At 66.7% G+C, this 24,582-nt stretch carries 25 protein-coding genes; 17 read left to right on the top strand and 8 right to left on the bottom strand.

Annotated features, from left to right (window positions below):
- Positions 1–36 precede the first annotated feature (36 nt).
- The 4 genes from ASC89_RS21820 to wecB all read right to left on the bottom strand — a co-directional run bounded on the left by ASC89_RS21820 (position 37) and on the right by wecB (position 4,264).
- The gene (locus ASC89_RS21820) at positions 37–732 is read right to left on the bottom strand and encodes a hypothetical protein (RefSeq protein WP_055883870.1); all 696 of its coding nucleotides are present in this window, start codon (positions 730–732) and stop codon (positions 37–39) included.
- A 235-nt stretch (positions 733–967) separates the two neighbouring features.
- Positions 968–1,759 carry a WecB/TagA/CpsF family glycosyltransferase gene (locus ASC89_RS21815; protein WP_056001704.1) on the bottom strand — a complete coding sequence of 264 codons (792 nt, stop codon included), beginning with the start codon at positions 1,757–1,759 and terminating at the stop codon, positions 968–970.
- Positions 1,756–3,117 carry a UDP-N-acetyl-D-mannosamine dehydrogenase gene (gene wecC / locus ASC89_RS21810; protein ID WP_056001701.1) on the bottom strand — a complete coding sequence of 454 codons (1,362 nt, stop codon included), beginning with the start codon at positions 3,115–3,117 and terminating at the stop codon, positions 1,756–1,758. The genes ASC89_RS21815 and wecC overlap by 4 nt, the downstream gene beginning before the upstream one ends.
- A complete protein-coding gene (gene wecB, locus ASC89_RS21805) occupies positions 3,110–4,264 on the bottom strand; it encodes a non-hydrolyzing UDP-N-acetylglucosamine 2-epimerase (RefSeq protein ID WP_056001698.1) in 1,155 nt (384 codons plus the stop codon). Before wecB ends, wecC begins: the two co-directional genes overlap by 8 nt.
- 201 nt (positions 4,265–4,465) lie before the next feature.
- Between wecB and ASC89_RS21800 the strand changes: the two genes are divergently transcribed.
- From ASC89_RS21800 to ASC89_RS21785, 4 genes are all read left to right on the top strand, one after another.
- Positions 4,466–5,917: a hypothetical protein gene (locus tag ASC89_RS21800; protein ID WP_244488512.1), complete on the top strand. Its 1,452-nt coding sequence runs from the start codon at positions 4,466–4,468 to the stop codon at positions 5,915–5,917.
- 292 nt (positions 5,918–6,209) lie between these two features.
- Positions 6,210–7,742 (top strand): GumC family protein, encoded by a 1,533-nt coding sequence (locus tag ASC89_RS21795; RefSeq protein WP_082533516.1) that lies wholly within the window; start codon positions 6,210–6,212, stop codon positions 7,740–7,742.
- A 7-nt stretch (positions 7,743–7,749) separates the two neighbouring features.
- Positions 7,750–8,859, top strand: coding sequence for a glycosyltransferase (locus ASC89_RS21790; RefSeq protein ID WP_056001696.1), 1,110 nt, complete (start codon positions 7,750–7,752; stop codon positions 8,857–8,859).
- Between the two features lie 89 nt (positions 8,860–8,948).
- Positions 8,949–9,233: a hypothetical protein gene (locus ASC89_RS21785; protein ID WP_055883856.1), complete on the top strand. Its 285-nt coding sequence runs from the start codon at positions 8,949–8,951 to the stop codon at positions 9,231–9,233.
- 44 nt (positions 9,234–9,277) lie between these two features.
- Here the strand turns inward: ASC89_RS21785 and ASC89_RS21780 are convergent, their stop codons facing one another.
- The gene (locus tag ASC89_RS21780) at positions 9,278–9,613 is read right to left on the bottom strand and encodes a hypothetical protein (RefSeq protein WP_055883854.1); all 336 of its coding nucleotides are present in this window, start codon (positions 9,611–9,613) and stop codon (positions 9,278–9,280) included.
- Positions 9,614–10,206: 593 nt separating this feature from the next.
- On the bottom strand, positions 10,207–10,716 hold the full coding sequence (locus ASC89_RS21775; protein WP_082528363.1) for a response regulator: 510 nt from the start codon (positions 10,714–10,716) through the stop codon (positions 10,207–10,209).
- Positions 10,717–10,962: 246 nt separating this feature from the next.
- Here ASC89_RS21775 and ASC89_RS21770 point away from each other — a divergent pair, with 246 nt between their 5' ends.
- Both ASC89_RS21770 and ASC89_RS21765 read left to right on the top strand, forming a co-directional pair.
- Positions 10,963–12,387 carry an exopolysaccharide biosynthesis polyprenyl glycosylphosphotransferase gene (locus tag ASC89_RS21770; protein ID WP_162247981.1) on the top strand — a complete coding sequence of 475 codons (1,425 nt, stop codon included), beginning with the start codon at positions 10,963–10,965 and terminating at the stop codon, positions 12,385–12,387.
- Positions 12,388–12,406: 19 nt separating this feature from the next.
- Entirely contained in the window at positions 12,407–12,760 is a 354-nt protein-coding gene (locus ASC89_RS21765; RefSeq protein ID WP_055883848.1) for a VanZ family protein, read from the top strand.
- 75 nt (positions 12,761–12,835) lie between these two features.
- Here ASC89_RS21765 and ASC89_RS21760 read toward each other — a convergent pair whose 3' ends face one another.
- Positions 12,836–13,255, bottom strand: coding sequence for a GNAT family acetyltransferase (locus ASC89_RS21760; protein ID WP_055883846.1), 420 nt, complete (start codon positions 13,253–13,255; stop codon positions 12,836–12,838).
- A gap of 215 nt (positions 13,256–13,470) precedes the next feature.
- On the opposite strand from ASC89_RS21760, the gene pyrF reads away from it, so the two are divergent.
- From pyrF to ASC89_RS21705, 11 genes are all read left to right on the top strand, one after another.
- Positions 13,471–14,394, top strand: coding sequence for an orotidine-5'-phosphate decarboxylase (pyrF, locus tag ASC89_RS21755; RefSeq protein WP_056001691.1), 924 nt, complete (start codon positions 13,471–13,473; stop codon positions 14,392–14,394).
- Positions 14,395–14,725: 331 nt separating this feature from the next.
- Entirely contained in the window at positions 14,726–16,072 is a 1,347-nt protein-coding gene (locus ASC89_RS21750; RefSeq protein ID WP_056001688.1) for an ABC transporter substrate-binding protein, read from the top strand.
- Between the two features lie 6 nt (positions 16,073–16,078).
- Positions 16,079–16,963 (top strand): carbohydrate ABC transporter permease, encoded by an 885-nt coding sequence (locus ASC89_RS21745; protein ID WP_055883839.1) that lies wholly within the window; start codon positions 16,079–16,081, stop codon positions 16,961–16,963.
- Positions 16,963–17,814, top strand: coding sequence for a carbohydrate ABC transporter permease (locus ASC89_RS21740; protein WP_056001686.1), 852 nt, complete (start codon positions 16,963–16,965; stop codon positions 17,812–17,814). Before ASC89_RS21745 ends, ASC89_RS21740 begins: the two co-directional genes overlap by 1 nt.
- A gap of 43 nt (positions 17,815–17,857) precedes the next feature.
- A complete protein-coding gene (locus tag ASC89_RS21735) occupies positions 17,858–18,622 on the top strand; it encodes an SDR family NAD(P)-dependent oxidoreductase (RefSeq protein ID WP_056001683.1) in 765 nt (254 codons plus the stop codon).
- Between the two features lie 44 nt (positions 18,623–18,666).
- Complete coding sequence (locus ASC89_RS21730) at positions 18,667–19,347, top strand: RraA family protein (protein ID WP_197421348.1); 681 nt, start codon at positions 18,667–18,669, stop codon at positions 19,345–19,347.
- Between the two features lie 7 nt (positions 19,348–19,354).
- Positions 19,355–20,215: an amidohydrolase family protein gene (locus ASC89_RS21725; RefSeq protein ID WP_055883831.1), complete on the top strand. Its 861-nt coding sequence runs from the start codon at positions 19,355–19,357 to the stop codon at positions 20,213–20,215.
- Positions 20,216–20,240: 25 nt separating this feature from the next.
- Positions 20,241–21,413, top strand: a complete 1,173-nt coding sequence (locus tag ASC89_RS21720; RefSeq protein WP_055883828.1) for a mandelate racemase/muconate lactonizing enzyme family protein — start codon at positions 20,241–20,243, stop codon at positions 21,411–21,413.
- Positions 21,414–21,423: 10 nt separating this feature from the next.
- The gene (locus ASC89_RS21715) at positions 21,424–22,461 is read left to right on the top strand and encodes a succinylglutamate desuccinylase/aspartoacylase family protein (protein ID WP_055883825.1); all 1,038 of its coding nucleotides are present in this window, start codon (positions 21,424–21,426) and stop codon (positions 22,459–22,461) included.
- Positions 22,462–22,528: 67 nt separating this feature from the next.
- Positions 22,529–23,575 (top strand): LacI family DNA-binding transcriptional regulator, encoded by a 1,047-nt coding sequence (locus ASC89_RS21710; RefSeq protein WP_055883822.1) that lies wholly within the window; start codon positions 22,529–22,531, stop codon positions 23,573–23,575.
- A 244-nt stretch (positions 23,576–23,819) separates the two neighbouring features.
- The gene (locus tag ASC89_RS21705) at positions 23,820–24,020 is read left to right on the top strand and encodes a tetratricopeptide repeat protein (protein WP_055883818.1); all 201 of its coding nucleotides are present in this window, start codon (positions 23,820–23,822) and stop codon (positions 24,018–24,020) included.
- A gap of 33 nt (positions 24,021–24,053) precedes the next feature.
- On the opposite strand, the gene ASC89_RS28735 is transcribed toward ASC89_RS21705, so the two are convergent.
- Entirely contained in the window at positions 24,054–24,578 is a 525-nt protein-coding gene (locus ASC89_RS28735) for an invasion associated locus B family protein (RefSeq protein WP_162247980.1), read from the bottom strand.
- Positions 24,579–24,582: the final 4 nt, after the last annotated feature.

Genomic DNA, 24,582 nt, shown 5'->3' with positions numbered 1-24,582 from the left:
AACCGGGGCCCAGATTTGCTAGCTATTGGCAGACGGTCAGCCGGCAGTGGCGCTGGAGGCCACGTAGACCGTCACTGTGTCGCCCTCTGCCGTCGCGCCGAGCACATCGGCCATGGTGGCGCCGCGCGTCTGGATCGCTGCGACCGCTGCCGCATTGGCTTCAAGCGACTTGCGAATGTTGGTCGCGCCTTCGGTAGCCAACGCCGACGAGACTTCGTCCTCGGCGCAGTTCGAGACCAGCACGATCTTGACGTTGGTGGCCGCGCTCAGCGCGCTCGCATCGGCCATGGTCATGCTGCCCGTCAAGGCGGCAAGTCCACCGGCGTCGCAGGTGATGGTGTCGCCGGACAGGGCTGCCAGGGCGGTCTGCGCGGCGGTAGCCTCCTCGAGGGAAACTGTGCCGTCGCCATTGGCATCGAGCACGATGCTGGCATTGCCGCTCGCGGTGATGGCGGCGTTGGCAGCGGCGACCTCGTCAGCACTGATCGAACCGTCACCGTTCGCATCGATGGTAAGGCCAACCGAGGCGCTGGCCGAAGCAGTGGCCGCGGCCGTTGCGGAAGCTGCGGCGTCGGCCGCGGTCTGCTCTTCCGCCGAGACATTGCCGTCGCCATTGGCATCGACCGTAACGGCGGCGGCGGCGTCGACTGCTGCGCCGACCTGGGCGAAGGCAGCGGGGGTCATGGTCAGCGCGAGAGCAGTGGCGAGGGCGAGGATTGAAATGCGTGTCATTGTTCTTGTTTCCTTCCGGGGAGACCCGGTCGCACTCAACTTGCCTTGGCGGGGATGGTTGCACTGGGGGGGACGGGCGCGATCCAGCCGCAGGCTCGACTCTGCACCTCCCCCTCAGAGGGGGAGGCCGGGAGGGGGCCGTCTTTGCACCGGTGCGTGGGGCACGATCGAGACTCCCAAAAGCAGAGGGCCCTCCGCTTTCGCGGAAGGCCCTCGCTCCCCAAAACACCGTGCCCTACGCCGAGCGTCGCCTTTGGCGCAGTTCCTGCCACAAGAGGCCGACATAGGCGGTGTTCGTCTCATAGTAGCGCCGCCACAGCCGGCGCGGTTCCTGCGCGACGCGGAACAGCCACTCGAGGCCGAGTTTCTGCACCAGCACCGGGGCGCGGGCGACCTTGCCGCCATAGACGTCGAAGCTGCCGCCGACGCCCATGACGAAGTTCGGGGTCAGCACGTCGCGATATTGCTTCAGGAACCGTTCCTTGCGCGGCGTCGGCATGGCGACGAACAAGCAATCGGCCTTGCTGGCATTGATCGCTTCGATCACCGCTGCCTCGTCCTCGGGCTTGAAATAGCCATCCTGCATGCCGGCGACCACCAGGTCGGGATGGTCCTTGGCGAGCTGGATATCCACCGCCTGCAGCACGTGCCTTTCGGCGCCGAGCAGGTAGGGGCGATAGCCGTTCCTGGCGCAGAGCGCGAAGAGGTTCGTCATGATGTCGACGCCGGCCACCCGCTCGGGCACCTCGACGCCGCAGAGCCGGGCGCCCCAGACGACGCCGGCGCCATCGACATTGATCAGGTCGGCGCTGGCGACATCTTCGCGGAGCTCCGCGTTCTGCTTCATGTTCACGAGCTTGGACACATTGACCACGGTGTGGTGCAGCGGCCGGCGGCCGGCCATCGCCTCGTTGGCGAGGGCCAGCGTCTCGGGCATGGTCAGCGCGTGGATGGGCGAGCCGAGGAACTCCCTGCGCCGCTCGGCGAGCAGCGGGTGCTGGCGCCAGCTGAGAGGTTCGCTGCTCATGCGGCGCGGTCCGTGACGCGGCGGCGGAACTGCGGCTGGGCGGCGGCTTCGCGGCTTTTCTTGCCCTCGATGCGGGCATCGGGCTTCTTGGCCTTGCGCCAGGTCCACAGGCCCCGGGTATCGATCAGCTTCTTGTCCTTCAGCGCCTCGGGGTCGATCAGCCCGAACTGGCGGTGGTCGACCAGCAGCACCACGATATCGGCCTTGTCGATTGCGCTCAGCGCATCGGTGAAGACGATGCCCTTGCCCTCCAGCTCACGCGGCAGCGCCCCGATATGCGGCTCGGCGGCGATCAGCTTGATATTGGGCACATCGGCGAGAAGCTTGACCACCTCGACCGCCGGGCTCTCGCGCACGTCGTCGATATTGGGTTTGAAGCTCAGGCCGAGGCAGGCAACGGTCTGCTGCCGGGTGGGGTCGAGCACCGCTTCGATATCGCGCACCACAGCGAAGGGCCGGTCGGAATTGATGCGGCGGGCCGAGCTCATCAGCCGTGTGCTGTTGGGCGCGGCGTCGATGATGAAATAGGGGTCGACCGCGATGCAGTGGCCGCCGACGCCGGGGCCGGGCTGCAGGATGTTGACCCGCGGGTGGCGGTTGGCGAGCTCAATCACTTCCCAGACGTTGAGGCTCAGATCCTGGCACACCGCCGCCAGCTCGTTGGCGAAGGCGATGTTGACGTCGCGGAAGGCGTTCTCGGTCAGCTTCACCAGCTCGGCGCTTTCGGCCGAGGTGATGAACAGGTCGCCGGCAACGAAGCTCGAATAGAGCTCGACCGCACGCGCCGAAGAGCGCTTCGACAGCCCGCCGATGGAGCGGTCATTATTGGTGAGTTCGGTCAAGACCTTGCCGGGCAGCACGCGCTCGGGGCTATAGGCCACCAGCACGTCGGCAGCTTCGCCATGTTCCGGCGGGAAGCTCAGGTCGGGGCGGAGCTCGGCGAGCAGAGCCGTCATCTTGCGGGTGGTGCCGACCGGCGAGGTGGATTCCAGCACCACCAGGTCGCCGGCTTTCAGCACCGGGGCGATCGACTGCGCTGCCGACAGCACATAGCTGATGTCGGGCTTATGGTCCTCGGTGATCGGGGTGGGCACGGCGATGACGAACGCATCGGCTGGCTGCGGCGTGGTCGAAGCGCGCAGCTTGCCGTTGGCCACCACTTTCTGGATCAGCCCGTCGAGATCGGGCTCGACGATGTGGATCTCGCCGCGATTGACCTTTTCGACTACCGACGGGTTGACGTCGATGCCGATCACTTCCAGCCCGCGGCTGGCGAATACCGCGCAGGTGGGGAGGCCGATATAGCCCATGCCGACGACGGAAACGGTTTTGATCTCAGTAGTTTTCAGCTCAGACATGCCGCGATAGCTCCTCGACGATCCGGGCGCTGGCCCGGCCGTCGCCATAGGGGTTGTGCGTTTCGGCCATGCCGCGATAAGCGGCGGGGTCGTCCAGCAGACGAGTGGCGTTCAAAACGATCTGCTCGATATCGGTGCCGACGAGGCGCGCCGTCCCAGCGGCTACCCCTTCGGGACGTTCGGTGTTCTCGCGCATGACAAGCACCGGCTTGCCGAGCGAGGGGGCTTCTTCCTGCACGCCGCCGCTATCGGTCAGCACCAGGTAGCTCTGCTTCTGCAGGTAGAGGAACGGCAGGTAATCCTGCGGGTCGATCAGGTGGATATTGGGCACCCCGCCGAGCGCCGCGTTGACCACGCCACGCACGTTCGGGTTGGGATGCACCGGGTAGACGATCTGCACGTCGCCGCGCGTCGCCAGCACCTTCAGCGCAGTGCAGATGCGCTCGATGCCGCCATCGAAATTCTCGCGCCGGTGGCCGGTTACGAGGATCAGCTTCCGTGTTGAATCAAGGAACGGGAAACGAGCCGCGAGCTCGGCGCTGAGCTCCTGGTCGGCGTCCAGGGCGCCGGAAAAATGCAGCAGCGTATCGATCACCGTGTTGCCGGTGACGAAGATCTTCGCCGGGTCCTTGCCTTCGGCGATCAGGTTCTGGCGCGCTTCGGCCGTGGGGGCGAAGTGCCAGGTGGCGATATTGCCGGCGATCAGCCGGTTGAGCTCCTCGGGGAAGGGGCTATCGATATTGTGGCTGCGTAGCCCCGCCTCGATATGGGCCACCGGAATGCGCTTGTAGAAGGCGGCCAGCGCCGCGGTCATGGCGGTGGTGGTGTCGCCCTGCACCATTACGATATCGGGCTTGGCTTTATCCAGCACCTCGGCCATGCCGAGCAGCACTTTCGAGGTCACGTGGAACAGCGTCTGGCCCGGCGACATGACGTCGAGATCGTAATCCACCGGCATGCCAGTGAGGGCGATCACCTGGTCGACCATTTCGCGGTGCTGGGCGGTGACGCAGATCTGGGTGTCGAAATGCGGGCTTTGGAGCGCCGCCTGCGCCACCGGGAAGCATTTCAGCGCTTCCGGCCGGGTGCCGAACACGATCAGCAGGCGCTGCCGCCGGGGACGTTCAGGAGGGGAGTGGAAATTCATGTCGCACCGCACTACGAAATGATCGCGTCGCATCTACGCGTTGATGCTCAGCACATACTCCCAACCTATCTGGTGGTCGCCTTAACTCTTAAGCTATGATTAATACCAAAAGGACGTTTACCCAGATGCGTTTCGGAGTTTGTACACGCCGTTGCGGCGCGCTACAGGCCGCAGCTGGGGCGGAAACGTGGTCATAACAATTTGATTACAATTTTAATCATCGTCGAGACTTCCAGTCCGCGTGCCTGGCAGGTGGAGTTACTTGAGCGCCTGACCGCGGCCGGGCACCAAATCGCGGTGCAGCAGGTGGCTGGGGCGGGCAGGCGGTCGAGGTCGCTCGAGCTGATCCTGCAGCTCGAAGAGCGCCGCGCGCCACGCTCGCTGCTGCGACCGGCCGCGCCGCTGGCCGTGACACCGGGGCAGGGCAACCACGATCTCACCATCGACCTCACCGGTCGCAGCGCGCATGGCCATGCCCCGGTGCTGACGGTGGATTTCGAGGGCCAGCGCGAGCTTGCCGCCGGCCTGGCCGCCATGCTGGCGGGCGGCATCCGGCCCACGCTCACGGCGCGGCTCAACGGCGTCGCCGTCGCCGAGGCGCGGCCGATGATCGGCGATCGCGTCTGGCTCAGCCGTGCTGCCTCGGAGCTCTGCGCCAGCGCCATCACGCTCATCGAAATGTGCGTCACCCGCTTTGCTGCCGGCAAGCTGCTGCCGCTGGCAACGCCGATTCCGCCGGCGCCGCAGCGCCACGGTCGCGACCTGATCTCGCGCTACCTGCCGCATCTGGTCGCCGGCCTCGGCAAGCGGGCGCTGGGCCGCCTCGGCGGCAACCGGCCGTTCTACTGGCGGACAGCGCATCGGTTGATCGAAGGTCCCGGCATTGCCGAGGGGCCGGACAGCTCGAACGTGCCGTTCAGCGAACTCGCCGATGACGGCAAGCGCTTCTATGCCGATCCGTTCGTCTTCGAATGGCGGGATCGGCTCTACCTGTTTGTCGAGGAATATCCCTATGCGCTCGGCCGCGGCATCATCTCGGTGGCCGAATGCCGCCCCGATGGCCGCATGGAGGCGCCGCGCGCCGTGCTCGAGGAGCCGCACCACCTGAGCTATCCGCAGGTCTTCGCCCATGACGGCGAGGTCTACATGATCCCCGAGTCGAGCAGCGGCAACGAGCTGGTGCTGTATCGCGCCGAGCATTTTCCGCATGCCTGGGTGCGCGAGGCGGTGCTGGTCGAAGGCAAGAAGCTCAACGACATGACGCTGCTGATCCGCGACGATCGCTTCTGGCTGTTCGGCACCGAGCAGCGGGGAGAGGGGAGCGCGTCGGACACCATGGTGGTCTATGCCGCCAAGGCGCTGGCCGGCCCCTGGGCGCCGCACCCGATGAACCCGGTGCTGATCGATCGCCAGGCCGCCCGCCCGGGCGGGCCGTTCATCCAGACTGCCGATGGCCGTACCCTGTTGCCGCTGCAGGATGGCACCGAGGTCTATGGCGGCGGCCTCGGCATCGCCGAGCTCACGGTGCTCAGCGACAGCGAGGTGCAGTTCGGCCCGGTGCGCCCGGTGGTCCCCGGCGAAGCATGGGCCCGCAAGGGGATCCACACGCTGTCGCGCTCGGGCCGGCTGGAGGTGGTGGACAGCTGCGGGTGAGGGTTTTCTTGCTCCGCTCCCCCGCGGCGCTACGCGTCCGCCGGGAGGGGAGGGGTTGGGGGTGGGGGGCCATCGGTGATCGCCGCACCACCCCACCCTCAATCCCTCCCGCAAGGGGGAGGGAGGCGATCGCCTCAGGCATCGCCGCCTAAGCGGAGGATCGCCGAAGGCCCAGCCTTTCACGTGCTTTCCGGTAGGGATTTACCAAGAAAGCCCATTCCGGAAGCGTCCGACGGCCACTGGTATATAAAGCCCTAACGACAGGCCGCTTGCAGAACGAGATGTTAACGCCATGGCTTTGCTGACCGACGCGCCGCATCCCCACAGCCCGACCACTTCGGGGGCTCGCGCCTTCGCGCGCCTTGGGGCGCGGCCCGCCAATGACGAGATCATCGCCCCGCCGGCGCCGCAGCCAGAGCCGGTGGCGACCGTGACGCTGGGCAAGATCGGCGATTTCCTCGAGCTCGATTTCGGCCGGCTGTTCGTCTGGTTGAAAAGGGGCCTCCTCGCCTCGGTGGCGCTGGCCGGGCTCGGTGCGGTGGCCGGCGGCGCCTACGCGGTGCTGAGCCCAGCCAAATACACCGTCTCGACCGATATCCTGATCGATCCGGCGAACCTGCAGGTGGTGACCGACGATCTGTTCCAGCAGCCGGGGCAGGTGGATAACGCGCTGCTGACAGCCGGCAGCAAGCTGCGCGTGCTCACTTCGGGCAATGTGCTGTCGCGCGTCGTCGACAAGCTGAACCTCGTTGCCGACAAGGAATTTTTCGATCCGACCCCGGGCCTGCTGTCGGGCCTGTTCGGCTCCAGCAAGGACGAGAAGCCGGCCGACCCCAAGCTCGCGGCGCTGGCGGCGCTCAGCGGCCGGGTCAGCACCACGGCCGATGAGAAGTCGTTCGTCGCGACGCTGCGCGTCTCCTCGGAGACGCCGGACAAATCGATCGTGATCTCGTCGGCCATCTTCGAGGCCTTCAAAGCGGAGCTGGCGACGGCGGAAGCCGATGGCGCCGGCCGCACCGCCGCCGCGCTCAACGACCGGCTCGATGAACTGAAAGCCTCGGTCAAGCTCGCCGAGGAAAAGGTCGAGGCCTATAAGCGCGACAACAACCTCGCCACCAGCTCGGGCGAACTGGTCAACACCCAGACCATGGCGCAGCTCAACCAGCAGGTGGTGGAGGCGCAGTCGCGCGTCATCACCGCGCAGTCGAGTTATGACGAACTGGTCGCCGCCGGCCGCAACGCCACCACCGCCGATACCCAGGCCTCGGGCGCGCTGACGACGCTGCGCGCCAGCGCCGGGGCGCTGCGCCAGCAGCTCGACGCGCAGTCGATGGTCTACGGCCCGCGCCATCCCACGATCGTGCGGCTCAACACCGAGCTCAGCGCCGTCAACGCGCAGCTCGAAGCGGAAATCGGCCGCATCGTCGCCGCCGCCAAGGTGTCGCTCGACGAGGCCAAGACTGCCGCCGCGGCACTCAGCGCCAAGGCCGATGAGCTGAAGACCAGCGTGTTCAGCGACAACGAGGCGCTGGTGACGCTGCGCGAACTCGAGCGCGACGCCACTTCGAAATCGACGATCTACGAAGCCTTCCTCAGCCGGGCTCGCCAGGTGACCGAGCGCGAGCAGCTCGACACCACCAATGTGCGCGTCATCTCCACTGCCGTGCCGCCGCCCGGCCGGTCGTGGCCGCCGCGCACCGTGGTGATGCTCGGGGCAGGGGCCGCGGGCGGCTTCGCCATCGGCATGCTGCTGGCGGCGCTGTTCGGCATGATGCGCGACCTGAAGCAGCCGCCGCGCCGGCGTGTCGCCTCCGTCACCGCCTGATCCGGCCATGCAGCGACGCATCGTCTTCCACGTCCCGAGCCTTCGGGGCGGCGGCGCCGAGCGCGTCTTCGTGCTGATGGCCAACGAAATGGCGCGCCGCGGCTACGAGGTGACGCTGTTCACCTGGAACGGCGAAGGCCCCAACGCGGCGCTCCGCTCCGATGCGGTGCATTTCGTCGACCTGGGGATGCCGATCCACGGCGAAGGTTTTGGCAAGCCCGCCACCATCGCCGGGCTGTGGCGCAGCGCCGGCTTCTACCGGCGGCTCAAACCCGACGCGGTGTTCAGCGGCCCGGAGTTTGCCAACCTGATCACCGCGCTGGCGCTGAACCTCGGCTTCAGCAAGGCAAAGTTCTTCCCGAGTTTTCATGCCGCCGCCGCGATCCCGTCGAACGATTTCGGCTCCAAGCTCGCCGTGCTGCTGTCGGGCCTTGTCGCCGCCCGCGCCACCAAGGCGATCGCGGTTTCCGCCGGGGTCGGGCGCGACATCGCGGCGCGCGGCGTGGCTGCCGGCAGGATTGCGGTGATCAACAATCCACTGCCGCCCGCGGCGGCCCGGACCGGGCAGGTTTACCCCTGGCAGGCGGAGCTCACGGCGCTGGGCGAGGGGCCGGTGATCGCCACTGCCGGCCGCCTGGTCGGGGTGAAGGACCACAAGACGTTGCTGCGCGCCTTCGCGGCGCTGCTCAAAACCCGTCCGGCCCGGCTGGTGCTGTTCGGCGAAGGCCCGCTGCTCGGCGAACTCGAAGCGGAAAGCCGAGTCCTCGGAATCGCTTCGCGGGTTTTGTTCCCGGGCTACGTGAACGACCCGGCAGCCTGCTACGCCGCCGCCGACCTGTTCGTGCTCAGCTCGACCAGCGAGGGGTTCGGCAATGTGCTGATCGAAGCCATGGCCGCTGGGGTGCCCGTGGTTTCCACCGACGCCCCGCACGGCCCGCGCGAGATTCTCGCCGATGGCAAGTATGGCGCGCTGACCCCGGTGGGCGATGTAGACGCGCTGGCCGATGCGATGGGCGCGACGCTGGAGCGGCCGACCGATGCGGCGCTGCTCAGGGGCAGGGCGGCCGACTATACCGTGGAGCGGATCGGCGACCAGTACGAGGCGCTGCTGCGCTAGCACCCACGCGACGGCCGCACCGGCACCTCTTGATCGGCCTCGGCCGATACCTAGATTCGACGCAAATACAGCAGCAGTTGGAGACGCGAATGGCAGTTTTTGCCGTGAACATCCTCGGCCGCAGCGATGAGCCCACCGGCCGGGCCGAAGTGATGGTGGCAGAAGACGAACAGGGACTCCGCCGGGAGTTCAGCGCCTTTCTCACTGCCGCCTCGGAAGTGATCATCACCGCCGATCCGCGCCGCGTCGAAGCGGAGCTGGTGGCCAATGGCTGGGCGCCGCCCGAGATCACCGAAGGCAGCCGGCTACGCCTCTATCGCTGCACAGCGCTGCCCGGCTGGAACGCATCGGAGAACCTCGCGCTGCCGGTCTGAGCGCGAGGAGGAAAGTTGCAGACCTTTCCTTCTCGGACGCGCGCTCAGGGAATGCGTGAGACCTGCTCGAGCTGGTCGACCAGCCGCTCGAATGTGGCGGCGATATCGGTCAGCCGATCATGTGGCGGCTCGCCCTTGATGGCGTTGAGGTAGTCGCTCTGGCGGTGCCGGATCTCCGCCAGCAGTGCGCCGCCCTCTAGCCGCGCCAGGGTGCGTTCCTCCTCGGTGGCGTAGACCGAGCTGGCGCGCGCCTTCAAATGAGCCGCCTTGACGTTCCACGACCCCAGGCTCGCGACAAACGGCCTGATCGCCCGGTTGGCGCGCTGCCGGCTGGCAAAGCCTGGATTGCTGCGCCGGGGAGTTGATTGAGTGCTCTGCATGGACCTTCTCCCGTGTTGCCCGCCGTTCAAGCGGCGGTTTGCGCTGAAACACCGGTCGGGCCCGACGGGTTGCACGAGGGGGAGGCATGGCCTGAGCTGGAAGGGCCACCACCCAGCGATGCTGGGTCAGCTGACCGATGCGGCGCTGCTCGGGGCAGGGCGGACCATAACACCGTGGAGCGGATCGGGGATTTGTACGAGGGCCGTTGCGCCAGGGGCTGGCAGAGGGGCCGGTGCGGGCTGACCCCCACCCCTGTCCCCTCCCCGCAAGGGGGAGGGAGACCCTCACACCAGCATCCCAGCTTGCGTCTCTTTCCCCCTGCGGGGAGGGGTCAAGGGTGGGGGCAGCCCCATCGGCGGCGTCAGCTGAAACTCCTTTGCCGCCAATGCGTAGCTATTGGAGCAACCCGACTGCCGCGTCCGGTTGCCGGCGGGGTCGGACCGCGCGTCCACAGCCCGCATCGACCCCGCCGTACTTTGCCTCAGCGCTCGAGATCGCCGTGGTCGGCCCGTCGTTGCTGCAAGGGGGAGAAGGTCATGAGAGCGGCGCTCGAATAGCGAGGGAGGGGGCCGTCTCTCTCAGTTGACTTGGGCTAGCGCCGAACCCGGCCTTCGCCGAACAGCGGGATGACGTTGCCGACGCGCTCGGCCGGCACGGGCCTCGGCTCGAAGGCGCGCACCATGGGCAGGGCCTGGTGCTGCACGGCGGCGACGCGCTCGACTTCGACCAGCCCGTCGATGCAGTTGAGCAGCTGCTGCGGGGTCACCGGCTTTTCCAGTACCGCGTCGATCCCTGCCGCGAGCAGCGGCCGGTGGAACGCCACGGCGGCGCGGGTCAGCGCCACGATCTCGAAGGCGCTGCTAGCCAGCTTCAGGTGGCTGCGCAACCCGCGGGCGATATCGATGGCCGGGGCGCCGGGCAGGTCGGTATCGAGCACCACCACGTCGACCGGCGAGATACGCAGGAACGTCGTCAGCATCTCGACGCTGGAAAAACTCGCCACGCGATAGCCGCCATCCTGTTCCAGCGCACGGCTGAGGATGGCCGCGAACGCCGGGTTCGCTGCCAAAATCGCTACCGCTTTGCTATGGGACGTCGTCACCTGTCCGGCTCCGGGCTTGGGTTAATGTTTCCCTAACACAGGGGCGGGTGGCGTCGAGGCCCGAACTGGCGGTATCCTTAACCGGGCTCGCCGAACCACTCCGTTAACCCCAGCTTAACCAACTGCTTGGGGCGAATCCGGCGACCTGCTAGACGAGAGGGCATGGCGGCGGGCCGAACAAAGCCCTGCAATGCCAACAATTTGAGGCAATTTGCTGTGGCGCAGAGCGAGCTTGGATACCAGGGCGTGGAGCGGCGCAAAGCGCGCCGCGTGGTGGCGAACCAGGCGGCGCTGTGCACAGCTTTTGCCCTGGGCGAAGGCGCCCTCGCCGCGATGGTGATGCTGCTGCCGGCGCTGCTCTATCACGGGTTCGTTCTCCGCGTTGCAGCGATCGACATTCCGTTCGGGCTCTACGGCATCTACTCGGCGGTGGTGGGCGTCCTCTATGGCGCGTTCTCGGCCATCTCCGCCAACCAGTTCCTCGATCGGGCCCAGCCGCCGCACACCACGCTGGTGCAGAGCGTGCTCAGCTGGACCGGCGCGTTCGCCATCGCGCTGTTCGGCGCTTTCTTCATTGGGGTCGCCGACGATCTGTCGCGTGTCTCGCTGATCGCGGCGTTCGTCCTCGGCGTACCGGCGCTGCTGCTCGCCCGCACCATTGCCTATGCCGCGGTCACGACGCGCATCAAAGCCGGGCGGCTGCAGTTCCAGAAGGTGGCGGTGGTGGGCAGCCGTGGCGATACGGTGCGCTTCCTCGTCAACGGGAACCTGTGGAAGACCGGCTACCGGCTCGCCGGCACGCTCTATCTCGAAGATACGGTCAATGCCGAGGGCGCCTACCAGCTGAGCTCCGTCGTCGATTTCGCCCAGCATTGGGTGTCGCATGGCGCTGAGTTCATCGTCTTTGTCGGCGAGATCGGCGATATCGATGGGCTGGAAAAGCTGACCAATGAGCTGAAGCGCTTCGCCATCAACGTGGTCTGCGTGCCGGCCACCGACAATGTCAGCTTCAAGTTCCTCGACGTGGTGCCGCTCGGCCCCAACAATGCGCTGCGCTCGTTGCGCAAGCCCATGAGCGATGGCGCGGTGCTGATGAAGCGCCTGTTCGATATTGCCGGCGCTGGCCTCGGCCTGTTGTTCCTCAGCCCGCTGCTTGCGGTGATCGCGCTATTGATCAAGCTCGACAGCCCCGGCCCGGTGTTCTTCCGGCAGGAGCGGCGGGGCTTTAACGGCCGCACCTTCCACATCTGGAAGTTCCGCTCGATGACCGTCACCGAATCCGGCCGCAAGATGACGCAGGCCAAGGTCGGCGACAAACGCATCACCAAGGTCGGCGCCTTCATCCGCCGCACCTCGATCGATGAGCTGCCGCAGCTGATCAACGTGCTGAGCGGCGAGATGAGCCTTGTCGGACCGCGCCCGCATGCGCTCGTCCACGATGACGAGCTGGGCGAGCAGGTCGCCAGCTACGCGCATCGCCAGCGCATCAAGCCGGGGATTTCCGGCTGGGCCCAGGTCAACGGCTATCGCGGCGAGACCACGACGTTCGAGCAGATCGAAGGCCGCACCCGGCACGATCTTTACTACATCGACAACTGGTCGATTTTCCTTGATTGCTGGATCATCGTCTTGACGGTTTTCTCGTCCAAGACCCGGCGCAACGCCGTCTGATCCGGAGATCCGCCTGCCCATGCGCCTGTTACCTGCCTTCGCCTGGCTGCTGCTCGCTGCCATCGCCTTCGTCACCCTGGCGCCGATCGGGCTCAGGCCGATCAGCAGTTTTTCCCCCAGCATCGAACGCTTCGCGGCTTTCGCGGCCGTGGGCCTCTGCTTCGCGCTCGCCTATCCGCGCCACCTGTGGCTGGTCCTGGCGCTGGTGCTGGGCGCCGCCATCGCGCTCGAAGCGCTGCAACTGGTCTCGGCCTCCCGGCACGGGCGGCTGTTCGACCTCGCGGTCAAGCTCGCCGGCGGCGGTTTCGGCGTGGTGGCGGGCGTGGTGGCGCGTCGGCTGTGGCAGCGCGTGATGGCCAGCCGAACGGCCTGAGCCGGGGCAGGGCGCAGCATGTGCCGGCAGTAAGGCGGATACCGCAGTGCCTCTGGCGCGTGTGTCCGCTTGGCGCTAGCGCCGGATGAGCTTGCTCATGCTGATGCGCGGCTCGATCCGGTAGCCCGACCTTTGATAGAATTCGACCACCGCCGCATTCGTCTCGACGACCTGCAGGTTGATCTTCACGCAGCCGAGGCCTGAGAGACGACGCTCCGCCTCGGCGAGCAGGTCGCGACCCACCCCGCGATTTCGGTGCGACCGGCTGACCGCGATGCGGGAGATCCAGCCGCGATGTCCTTCATAGCCGGCCATGACCGACCCGCAGACCCGGTCGCCGTCGACAGCAACCAGCAGCAAGTCGGGTTGCAGTTTCAGCTTCTCGGCGATTGCCGTTTCGGCGGCGTTCCACGGCGCATCGTCTGGAAACGCCTCCTGCCACAGAGCTTTGACCTCTAGGAAGTGCCGCTCGTCGTAGGTGATGACCTCAGTCATAGTGCCGTTCTCGATTGCAAAGCGTGCGGTCACGCTTAGCCTGCCGGGGCGGCTTGGGCAAACGGCTGCAGCCGCTGAGTGGGGCGCTGAGCGCGGGCAATCGACTTGGTGCTTCACGCCGGACCTCCGCTGGGATACCGCAATGGCTGCTGCAGCAGGCGGGGCGACGCCGAAGAGCCGCGCCGTTCATGGTCGACGGTCTGAAGGGAGATGCGATGGGAAGCCGGTCCTGGGTTGAGCTGGTCGAACGCAATGTTCAAGCGTTTGGCGAACTCGTTGTTGGCATCGACCCCTCGCTTGCCGAGCTGCCGCGGTTCTTCGAGCAGGGCGACGCGACGCGCTGGATCGACGGATATGTCAATTTCATCCTCGATGCCGCCGAGGGCCATGTCGGGTTTGTGAAGTTTCAGGCCGCCTATTTCGAGGCCGGCGGGCTGGCCGGGCTCGAGGCGCTGTCGGCGGGCATGAAGCGGGCCCGGGCAGCGGGAATGGGCGTCATTCTCGACGCCAAGCGCGGCGATATCGGCGCCACGGCGGTCGCCTATGCACGGGCTTACCTGACGCCGGCAGCCGAGGGCGGGAGCGGGGACTTCGAGGCCGACTGCCTGACTATCAACCCGTTGATGGGGCCCGATACGCTCGAGCCCTTCGTCGAGTGCGCAAACCGCTTCGGCAAGGGCCTGTTCGTACTCTGCCGAACCTCCAATCCGGGCGCCGGGTGGCTGCAGGACAAGATGGCAGGTAACCGGCTGGTCTCGGATCGCGTCGCCGACCTGATTGCCGGGCTCGCCCCCGGCGATGCCGGGCTCGCCGCTGGCGATGCCGGCTCTCTCTCCCCGATCGGCGCAGTGATCGGGGCGACGGTTCCCAATGAAGGGCGCCGGCTGCGCACGCTCCTGCCGCGCTCGATCATCCTCGCCCCAGGCCTTGGCGCGCAAGGCGGCGATGCGGCCAGTATCCGCTCGCTGCGAGGCACGCGCCCGGGAGATCTGCTGGTGCCGGTTTCGCGTGGCCTGACCCGCTCCGAGGACCGGGATGTTTCGCCCACCGCCTACCGGGCGGCGCTGCTGGAGAAGATCGCCCAGTTCAAAGCCGCGATCGCCTACGACTACGATCGCCGCGAGGCGGCGGCGGGTTGAGGTCGCTACCGCTATCCTATCGGGTCGCTATTCGATCGCCCACGAAGTGATCGCCACATCCTGCAGCGCCGACGCCGCGCCGCTGTCTGCGGCCTTCAGCATCAGCCGGTAGCGCGCGGGCCACGTCCGTCTTCCCTCCACCGCACATCCTGCGTGGGTTGGCGATCGGCGACCCGTGCCGGCCTCCGGATGCGATTTATCGATATATCTTTTCGAAGGCTCGATCCTGTCGGCTTGGCCCCGGAATCGGCGTGGTCCTGCCGAATCTCGATTGACAAGGCGTGGAATTGTCATGCAGCTTGGCTTTATCGATAAATCTGGAGGGAAACAGATGTCGTTGCCAATCCATAGTGCCGTCGCGCCGGTCACCCGGCGCCGTCTGTTGACAATGTCCGCCGCGCTGATGGCCGGCACCGCACTCGCTGCGGCCACTGGGGGCGCCTTCGCGCAAGGCGGGGCGGCGTTGCAGTTCTGGAAGATGCCGAACATGGCGGCCGAGAGCGAGAACGCCTATTGGGCGACCGCCGTCGCCGGGTTCAAGGAGGCGAGCGGCAACAGCGTCGAGCACCTGCTGGTGCCGTGGGCCGAGTTCCTCGCCAAATACACCGCCGCCTTCGTTTCCGGCACGGCGCCCGACGTCTCCTACCAGGTGACCAACACGCTCAACCAGTTCGGCACCAATGGGCTGCTCGCCGACCTCAGGGCGATCGATCCGGCGCTCGACACCAGCGCCATCAACGAGGCGATGATCGCGTCGGCGACGCGGGACGGCAAGCTCTACGGCTACCCCTACATCTCGAGCCGCTTCGTTCTCGCCCTCAACGAAGCCGTGTGGGAAAAGGCCGGCAAGCCCGCGCTGCCCACCACCTATGACGAGCTGCTGGAGTTTGCGAAGAAACTCACCTTCGACGAAGCCGGCAAGCCGCTCGGTGATCCGGCCTTCGACAAATCCAAGGTGGCGATCTACGGCATGGCCTGGCCGGGCTCCTACGAGGTGGTGATCAACTACATCTGGAACGTGCTGTTCTCCTATGGGGTGACGCCGTTCAGCGCCGACATGAAGGATATCGGCTTCGATACGCCCGAGGGCCGCGCCGCGCTCGAGCATCTGAAGGCGCTGCAGGATAGCGGCGCGGCGACCCCACTCACCCTCTATGCCGATGCGACGCAGTGGAGCGAATTGCTGCCGGCCGGCAAGGCGGGCCTGCAATGGGTGGAAGCCAACGTCCAGCAGTTCGTCAACTTCCCCGATGCCCGGCTGCAGGTGGTGGAGCCGCCGGCGGGCCCGGCCGGGGCGTTCGTTTCCGGGGCGGCGGGCTATCTGGTGATCGCCGAGGCCAGCGCCAACAAGGCGGCGGCGCTCGATTTCATCAAGTACGTGACATCTGGTGCGCCATACGACGATTACATCGCGCAATCGCTGCTGTTCCCGGTCAGCACCAATGCCGATGCCGCCGCCATGTATGGCAAGGTGAGCGAGAAGCGGGCCTATGATTTCCTCGCCGCCGCGCTGCCGCAGACCAAGTCGATGCTGTTCCCGGCGGCCCTGCCGTATAACGGCTATGAGTATCTGGTGGGCGAGATCAACAACTACCTGAGCGGGCAGAAATCGCTGGATCAGGTGATCTCCGACGCCCGGCAGCAGACCGCGACGCTCGCCGCCAACGCCGGGCTCTAGCACCTCATGCAGGCGATCAAGGCACAGGCGAGGGCGGAGTTCATCTCCGCTCTCGTCTTCCTCACCCCGAAAGTCGGATTGTTCGCCGCGTTCGTCGTGGTGCCGTTCGTCTACACCTTCTACCTGATGCTGTTTCAGGGTGGCCTGATCGGCAAGTTCAGGTTTGTCGGCCTTGGGAATTTCGGCGCGCTGCTGGGTGACGGGCTGCTGCGCTCGACCATCGGCAATACGCTCTTGTTCATGGCCGTCAACATTCCGGTCACCGTGGGGCTGGCGCTCGGCGTCGGCATCCTGCTCGCCCGCCAGGTCAAGTTTCGCGGCGTCTATCGCTCGCTGATCTACGTGCCTTCGCTGCTCTCGGTTTCGGCCACGGGGCTGGTGTGGAAGATCATGCTCGATCGCGATGCCGGCCCGATCTACGGCTTTTTCAAGCACACGTTCGGGTTCGAGCTCAGCTATTTGCAGTCAGGCACGGTGGCGCTCATCGCCGTGGCGCTGATCAGCGCCTGGGCTTCGGTAGGCTTTTACAGCCTGATTTTCCTCGCCGGCCTCAACGGCATCCCGCGCGAGCTTTACGAGGCGGGCACCGTCGATGGCATCAGCCCGAGCGGCGCCTTCTGGCACATCACCCTGCCGCTGTTGAAGCCAGTACTGCAGCTGGTGCTGATCCTCACCTCGATCAGCGCCATCCAGGTGTTCGACATTATCTTCGTCCTCACCCAGGGCGGGCCCGGTACCTCGACCTATACGGTGATGTGGTACATCTACAAATCGGTGTTCGGGGGCGGCTCGGTCGGCTACGCGGCGACCATCAGCGTCGCGGTGATGGTATTCTCGATCCTTCTCGCCGGCGCGATCGTGCTGTTCACCCGCAGCCGGGAGGCGCGCTGATGGCACCGCACTCGCGCCCACGGGTCCGCCTCAGCAGCCGCCAGGTCTGGGCGGCGCTGCGCACCCACACGCTGCTGATCCTCGTGGTCCTCGCGTCAATCTGCCCGGTGCTGTTCGTCGTCGTCGCCTCGTTCAAGCCGATCACCAGCTTCGACTCGCTGGCGAGCAGCACGGCGCCGTTCACCCTCGCCAACTATCTGGGGGTGTTTGCCGACAAGGTGTCGATCCAGTGGCTGCTCAACTCGATCATCGTCACCACGGCAGTGACCATCCTCACCGTCATCGTCGATATGCTCGCCGGCTATGCCTTCGCCAAGCTGAAGTTCAAGGGCAGCGCCTGGTTGCTTTCGGCGATGCTGGCGACCGTCATGGTGCCGTTCGCGGTGACGCTGTTGCCCAATTACGTGCTGGTGGCGCGGCTGGGGCTGGTCAACAGCTATGCCGGCCTCATCATCCCGCTGCTGTCGGCGCCGGTCGGGGTCTACCTGATGCGGCAGTTCATCTCCGAAATCCCCGACGCGCTGCTCGAGGCGGCCAAGATCGATGGCGCCAACCCGCTGCAGATCCTTCTGAAGATCATCGTGCCGCTGGCGCGGCAGCCGGCGATCGTTCTGGCGGTGTTCACCTTCGTCAACACCTGGAACAGTTTCCTCTGGCCGCTGCTGATCGCCCAGAGCGAGGACAAGCGCACCCTGATTGTCGGCATCGCGACGCAGAGCCTGCAGCACACGCAGAACCTCGGGGCGATGACGGCGCAGACGGTGATCAGCATGGTGCCGACGCTCGTCGTCTTCGCCATCTTCCAGCGCTACTTCCTGATGGGCCTGACGGCCGGGTCGGTGAAATCTTGATCGACGACAGCAATACGCAGAACAGCAGCGGGGAGGACCGGCAATGACCGGGGCAAGCTATCCGAGCCTCAGGGGCCAAGTCGTTTTCGTCAGCGGCGGGGCCAGCGGCATCGGCGCCGAGATGGTGGCGCAGTTCACCCGCCAGGGGGCGCAGGCGGCGTTCGTCGATATCGACGATACGAGCGCCGAGGCGCTGGTCGCGGCGCTTGCGGCCGAGGGGCACGCGCCGTTCTACCAGCACTGCGATATCCGCGACATCGCCGCGCTGCGGGTCGCGATATCAGCGGTGATCGCACGCTTCGGCCCGATCAACACACTGGTCAACAATGCCGCGAGCGATGATCCGCACACCATCGCCGAGGTCGAGCCCGACTATTGGGACGAGCGCATGGCGCGTAACCTCCGGCATCACTTCTTTGCCGCGCAGGCGGTGCGCCCGGCCATGGCCGGGGCGGGGGGCGGCTCGATCATCAATATCGGCTCGACCGTGTGGCTGTTCGGCGCCCCCAAGACCATCGCCTATGCCACCGCCAAGGCGGCGATCACAGGCATGACCCGCTCGATGGCGCGTGAACTGGGGCCCGAGAACATCCGGGTCAACTGTGTCATCCCCGGCTGGGTGATGACCCCGAGGCAGCTCGCCACCTATATCGACGATGCCGCCGAGCAGCAGATTTCGACCCGCCAGTCGCTCAGCAACCGGCGCATCCAGCCCGCCGACATCGCCAACATGGTGCTGTTCCTCGCCGCCGACGAGAGCCGCTCCTGTGCCGGGCAGAACTTCATCGTCGATGCCGGCTGGGTCTGACCGGGCCGCTACCGACCAACCTCCTACCAACGGAACTGACCAAAATGAACGCTGACCGCCAAAGCTCCGACCCGGTGGTGCAATTGATGCGCGAGAGTTTTTTCTCCGCCCTGCTTTCCGACGTGCTCGACGAACTGGGCTATCGCAACCAGGCGCTCCAATCACGCATCCGGCCGCTCGATGACGCCCTCAAGATGGTCGGGCGGGCGCGCACCATGATCTATGCCGATATCTATCAGCAGCCCGGACCGGACGAGAACCCGCATGCCGGCGAGATCAAGCTGATTGACAGCTTGGCGGCTGACGACGTGGTGGTCTGCGCCTGCGGCACGTCGGGCCGGATCGCGCCGTGGGGGGGCCTGCTCAGCACCGCAGCCAAGGTGCGCGGCGCGGCGGGCGCGCTGATGGATGGGCTGGTGCGCGATATCGCCGAGATCCGGGCCTTAAGCTTTCCGGTGTTCCACGGCGGCATCGGGCCGCTCGACAGCAAGGGCCGGGCACGCGTCATCGATACCGATGTCACGGTGCAGTGCGGCGGCGTCAGCATCTCGCCCGGCGATATCGTGTTCGGCGATGGCGATGGCGTCGTCGTAGTGCCCCAGGCCATCGAGGCCCAGGTGGTCGCCGCGGCGACGGAGCGGCTCAAGGGCGAGAACAAGACCAAAGCCGCATTGCTGGCCGGGCGCAGCCTCGCTGAAGTCTACGAAGAATTCGGCGTCTTGTGAGGGCACCATGATCGTCGATTGCCACGTCAATATCTGGAACCCCGAGCATGTGCGTCCGCTGCTGACCACCGGCACCGCCACCTCGCGGCCGGGTTCGGTGAGCCAGCTGGCCGATGCCGACACGGTCTACAGGGCGATGTCGGAGGTCGACAAAGCCATCATCTTCTCGCTGCGCTACGGCGACAGCGCCGGCATCGACGGCGATGACGAGGTGACGGCGGCGGCGGTGAAGAAATATCCCGACAAGTTCGTCGGCTTTGCCGCCATGGATCCGCGCCGGCCCGACTACATGGACCTCCTGGTGCACGCCATCGACGATCTGGGCCTCAAGGGCGTCAAGTTCGGGCCGATCTACAATGGCGTGTCGCTGCTCGACCCCAGGATGGTGCCGGTCTACGAGTTCTGCGTGAAGCGCAATATTCCGCTGACCATGCATATGGGCACGACTTTCGCCGAGAACGCGCCGATCGAGTATGGCCGGCCGCTCGATGTCGACAACATCGCGGCGCGCTACCCGGACCTTAAGATGATCATGGCGCACATGGCGCACCCCTGGGCCGAGGAGTGCATCGTGGTCATCCGGAAGCGCCCCAATGTCTATGCCGAAGTGTCGGCGCTGTTCTACCGGCCGTGGCAGTTCTGGAACACCCTGGTCACCGCGCAGGAATACCGGGTGAACGACCGCAACAAGATCTTCTGGGGCACCGATTTCCCGTTCGCCGAGGTGCGGGAATCGATCGATGGGCTCAACGCCATCAACGAGCAGGTCGAGGGCACGAGGTTGCCACGGATCAGCCAGACGACAATTGATTCAATCCTTTACGCGAACCCGTTCGAGCATTGGTGGCACGGCGGCCTCAAGTCGTGACCCCAAGGCTGAAGCGAGACAGAACATGAAGATCACCGAAGTCGAACCGATCCTGTTGCGCGGCACGGCCGCCTATGGCGCGGGGGCCAGCGGCGCCGAGGCCACCGATAATGGCGACTGGCAATTGCTGATCCGCGTCACCACCGACGAGGGCCTCACCGGCTGGTCGGATGTCGAAACGCTGGCCCCGGCAGCGGTCAGCATCATTGCCGGCGAGGGCATGGCGACGGTCGGCTTCCAGACGCTGGGGAGCCTGCTCGTCGGCGAGAACCCGCTCGATGTCGAGCGGCTGTGGGACAAGCTCTATGTCGGCAGCGCCTATTACGGCCGGCGCGGCATCGCCATGCACTGCATCTCGGCGCTCGATAACTGCCTGTGGTCGATCCGGGCGCAGGCCGCCGGCATGCCGCTGGCCGAACTGCTCGGCGGGCGGCGGCGCGACAAGGTGATGGCCTATGCCTCGACGCTGTTCCGCTCGACGCCCGAGGGCATGGTCGACGCCGCCAATGGCTATATCGACAAGGGCTATCGCGCCGTGAAGTTCGGCTGGGGGGTGTTCGGCCAGGATCCGGGGCGAGACCGCGAACTGGTGGCCGCCGCGCGGCAGGCGCTCGGGCCCGACCGCTACCTGATGGTCGACCCCGGCTGGTATCCGACGGTGACGCCGAACCGCATGCAGCCGCGCAGCCGCGCCGACAACGAGAGGCTCTGCCAGTGGCTCGGCGACTATGACGTGCGCTGGGTCGAGGATTTCATCCACCCCGAGAATTTCGACGAGTATGCCGCGGTGCGGGCCGCGAGCCCGGTGCCGGTGGCGGCGGGCGAGCAGGTCTCGACGGTGTGGGAGTTTGCCCGCTTCATCGAGAGCGGCTGCGTCGATGTCATCCAGCCCGACCTGACGCGCTGCGGCGGCCTGAGCGTGGCGAAACAGGTGGCGCAGCTGGCCAACCGGGCGGGCATTGACCTCGTGCCGCACTCCTGGCTGACGCACCTGTTGACCGGCTACAGCCTGCAGCTGATCGCGACTTTGCCGCGGGCGCATTTCGTCGAGTTCAATGTCAGCCAGAGCCCACTGACGGCAGGCATCGCGCCGACCTCGCTGAGCCTCGATGCCGAGGGCTGCATCGCCATCCCGGATGGCGTCGGCATCGGCATTGAGGTCGACACCGATTTCATCGACGCGCATCGCGCCCGCTGAGGAGACAAGCATGGACCGCCGCATCGTCAACGTCGCCGAGCTCGATCTCACCTCGCCGGGCCGCCGCGACTATTGGGTGGCGCTGCCGCATGATGGCATCTGGGGCGACCACCTGGTGCCGCTCACGGTGTTCATCGGCCCCGAGGCGCAGCCGGGCAGGGGGCTGGTGGCCTTCGGTTCGACCCATGGCAACGAGTATGAGGGGCCGATTGCCATCAAGCACCTGCTCGGCGAGATCGACATGCGCGAGGTGCGCGGCCGCATTATCCTCGTGCCGGTGCTGAACGTTGCGGCGTTCCGCGCCGGAGCGCGGGATTCGGTCAACGATGACGGGGTCAACCTCAACCGCGCCTTCGTGGCCGATGCCGGCCGCACGCCGAGCCTGGGGCGGATCACCCACCGCATCGCCGATTTCGTCCGCACCACGATCTGGCCGCATGTGCATGTGGTGCTGGACCTGCATGCCGGGGGCGAGGTGGCGCAGTTCGCGCTCGGCCCCAGCTTTCACCCGATCGCCGACCGCGAGCAGAGTTTCAGGATCGAACAATCGGCCCGCTGGTTCGGCTCGCCGGTGGTGCTGGTCTACCAGAACGAGACACCGGGCCTGTTGACCAGCGAAGCGGAACGGCAGGGCAAGGTCACTATCGGCGCCGAGCTCGGCTGGGGCCGCTCGATCCATCCCGACGGCGTGCGCTATGGCCGGCAGGGCATCCGGGCCGCCGCCATCCACTGGGAACAGTTGCGTGGCACCATCAAGCCGATCGATCACCATGCCGACGGCACCCAGGTGAAACTCTCGATCGTCAACCGCAACTGCACCATCGTCGCCCCGTTCGACGGCCACTATGAGCCGCTCCGCAAGCCGGGCGACGCTGTTACTGCCGGAGCGACGATCGGCTATCTGCACGATTTCCAGCGGCTGGAACTGCCGGCCTGGCCGGTCAGGGCAGGTGTCTCCGGGCGGCTCGCCGCACAAGCCTGGGGCGCCCGGGTCAACCAGGGCCAGCACATCGCCATCGTCGGCGAGGTGCAGGACTGGGCGAGCTGACAGACATCGGCAGCTCAAGCGGATAATATGCCTCAAAACGGCAGATTCTGATGCCCCCGGAGGAAACTTGCCCCCTAGCAAGAAGGCGGTAACGCTCAAGGACGTGGCGCGGCTGGCCCAGACAACGCCGATGACCGTCTCGAACGTGCTCAACAATCGGGCGGGCGCCGTGGGGCCGGAGCTGTCGGCGCGGGTGCGGCGCGTGGCGCAGGAGCTCGGCTACCGCCCGCACGCGCTGGCGCGGCGGCTCAGGACGCAGCGCAGCCAGATTATCGGCGTGGTGCTGGTCGATGCGTCGCCGTTCTTTCTCTCCGACCCCCTGACCGCCGCCATGCTGGCCGGCCTCACCGCCGCGCTGCATCGGCTCGATTACTCGACGATCCTGCACGGCGTCGGCCCCGACGAGGTCGAGCAGGCGTCGTTCCTGCGCAATATCGAGACCGACGGCTTCTGCATGGTGCTGTCGGGCTCCCGTGCGACGCGCCGCCGGGTGGTGGAGCGGATCGCCGCCACCAACCAGCCGCTGGTGATCCTGCAGGAAGAAGTGCCGGACGAGGTGCGCGATGCGGCCTCGATCCATTTCGATGACCGGGGCGGGGCGCGTGAGCTGGCCCGCGCCCTCGTCACCGGCGACGTGCGACACGTGCTGTTCCTCGTGCCAGCGCTGGAATGGGCCGCCATGCAGCGGCGCGAGGGCGGCATCCGCGAAATTCTCGCCAACCGGCCCGAGGTCCGCCTCAGCGTGGTCAAGTCGGCGAATGAAGGTTTTGAGGCTTGCCAGGCGGCGCTGGGGGCGTTTCTGGCCAAGGGCGACGAACCTGACCTGGTCATCGGCGGCAACGACCAGATGGCCATTGCCGCGATGCGCTACCTGCAGGGCGTCGGCCGCAATGTTCCCGGCGATATCCAGGTGGCGGGCTTCAACGGCCTCGAATTCGGGCGCTATTCGACGCCCGAACTCACCACGGTCGCCGCACCGGCGTTTCGGCTGGGCGAAGCGGCGGCCAATGCGATGTTCCATCGCCTCGACACCGGCAGCTTTCCCTTCCGCGAGATGGTGGTGCCGGTCGAGGTGATGCTGCGCGGCTCGACCCGACCAGTGCTCGCGACGTGAGGGCCCGCGGCGGGCTAGAAGCCGCCGCTGACCCCGGCATTGAGCGACCAGCTGCGCTGTTCCGAGCCGAGCCCGCCCAACTCGCCGCCGAGATTGATCGCGGCGCTGGGGCTGACGTTGAGCCGGACGCCGGCCTGGACGCGGCCTTCGAGCCCGGTGGTCGTCGTGCCCTCGGGATCGCGACGCCGCCGCCATCGACTGGCTGCAGCGCTCCATCGCCATCACCCCGGCCTCGGGCCGCCCGATGATGCTGCTGGCCGCCGCCTACCAGCGCCTCGGCCGCCAGGCCGAAGCCGAAGCGACCCTGACCAAGGCCCTGACCCTCCGCCCCGGCACCACCGCCGCCAACGTTGCGCCGCCGACGACGGGGGCAAGCCCGGTGTTCGTGGCGGCGAGCGCGCGGGTTATCGCGGCGATGGTCGGTGCGGGGTTGCCGGAGCGGTAGGGGTGGAGGGCTGCCCGGCGAGCCGGGACGGCTTCAGAGTTTCGCGAAGGCCGAGGTGAAGCCCTTGAGGGAGAGCTGGAAGCCAACCGCTTCGCCGTTGGCCGCCTTGACCCCGAAGGTGACGAGGCCGCCGCCCTGCAGCGCCACCAGCAGGTCGGCCGTGAGCTCGAGCGTGGCATAGCTGCCGTTCTGGTCGGCAATGGTGATGGGCACCCGGGTGGGGGCGCCGGCATCGATCGATACGTCGACGCCTTGCTGCAGCAGGATGCCGTGCGGCAGGTTGATGCGCAGCAGCGCTGCCGCGTCGGGACTGGGCCGGTAGATCGTCGCCGCTATGATGCGCTGGTTGCTGTCTCGCGCGACCAGCGCCTGCGTCATGGTGCAGACGATGGTGTCGCGGCCGACCTCGTTGGAGCAGTTGATGGCCCATGGCTGCGGGCTGTCGTTGGCGGGACCGATCTGCAGCGGTTCGGCGGCCACCGGCGCGTCCTGCGCGCTGACAGGCCCCGTGACGAGAGCAAGCAGCAGCAGACCGCCAAGCAAGCGGGAAGAATGCACGTGT

The sequence above is a fragment of the Devosia sp. Root413D1 genome, from assembly GCF_001425235.1.
Lineage (GTDB): Bacteria > Pseudomonadota > Alphaproteobacteria > Rhizobiales > Devosiaceae > Devosia_A.
This window is presented reverse-complemented; position numbering and strand designations above follow the sequence as displayed.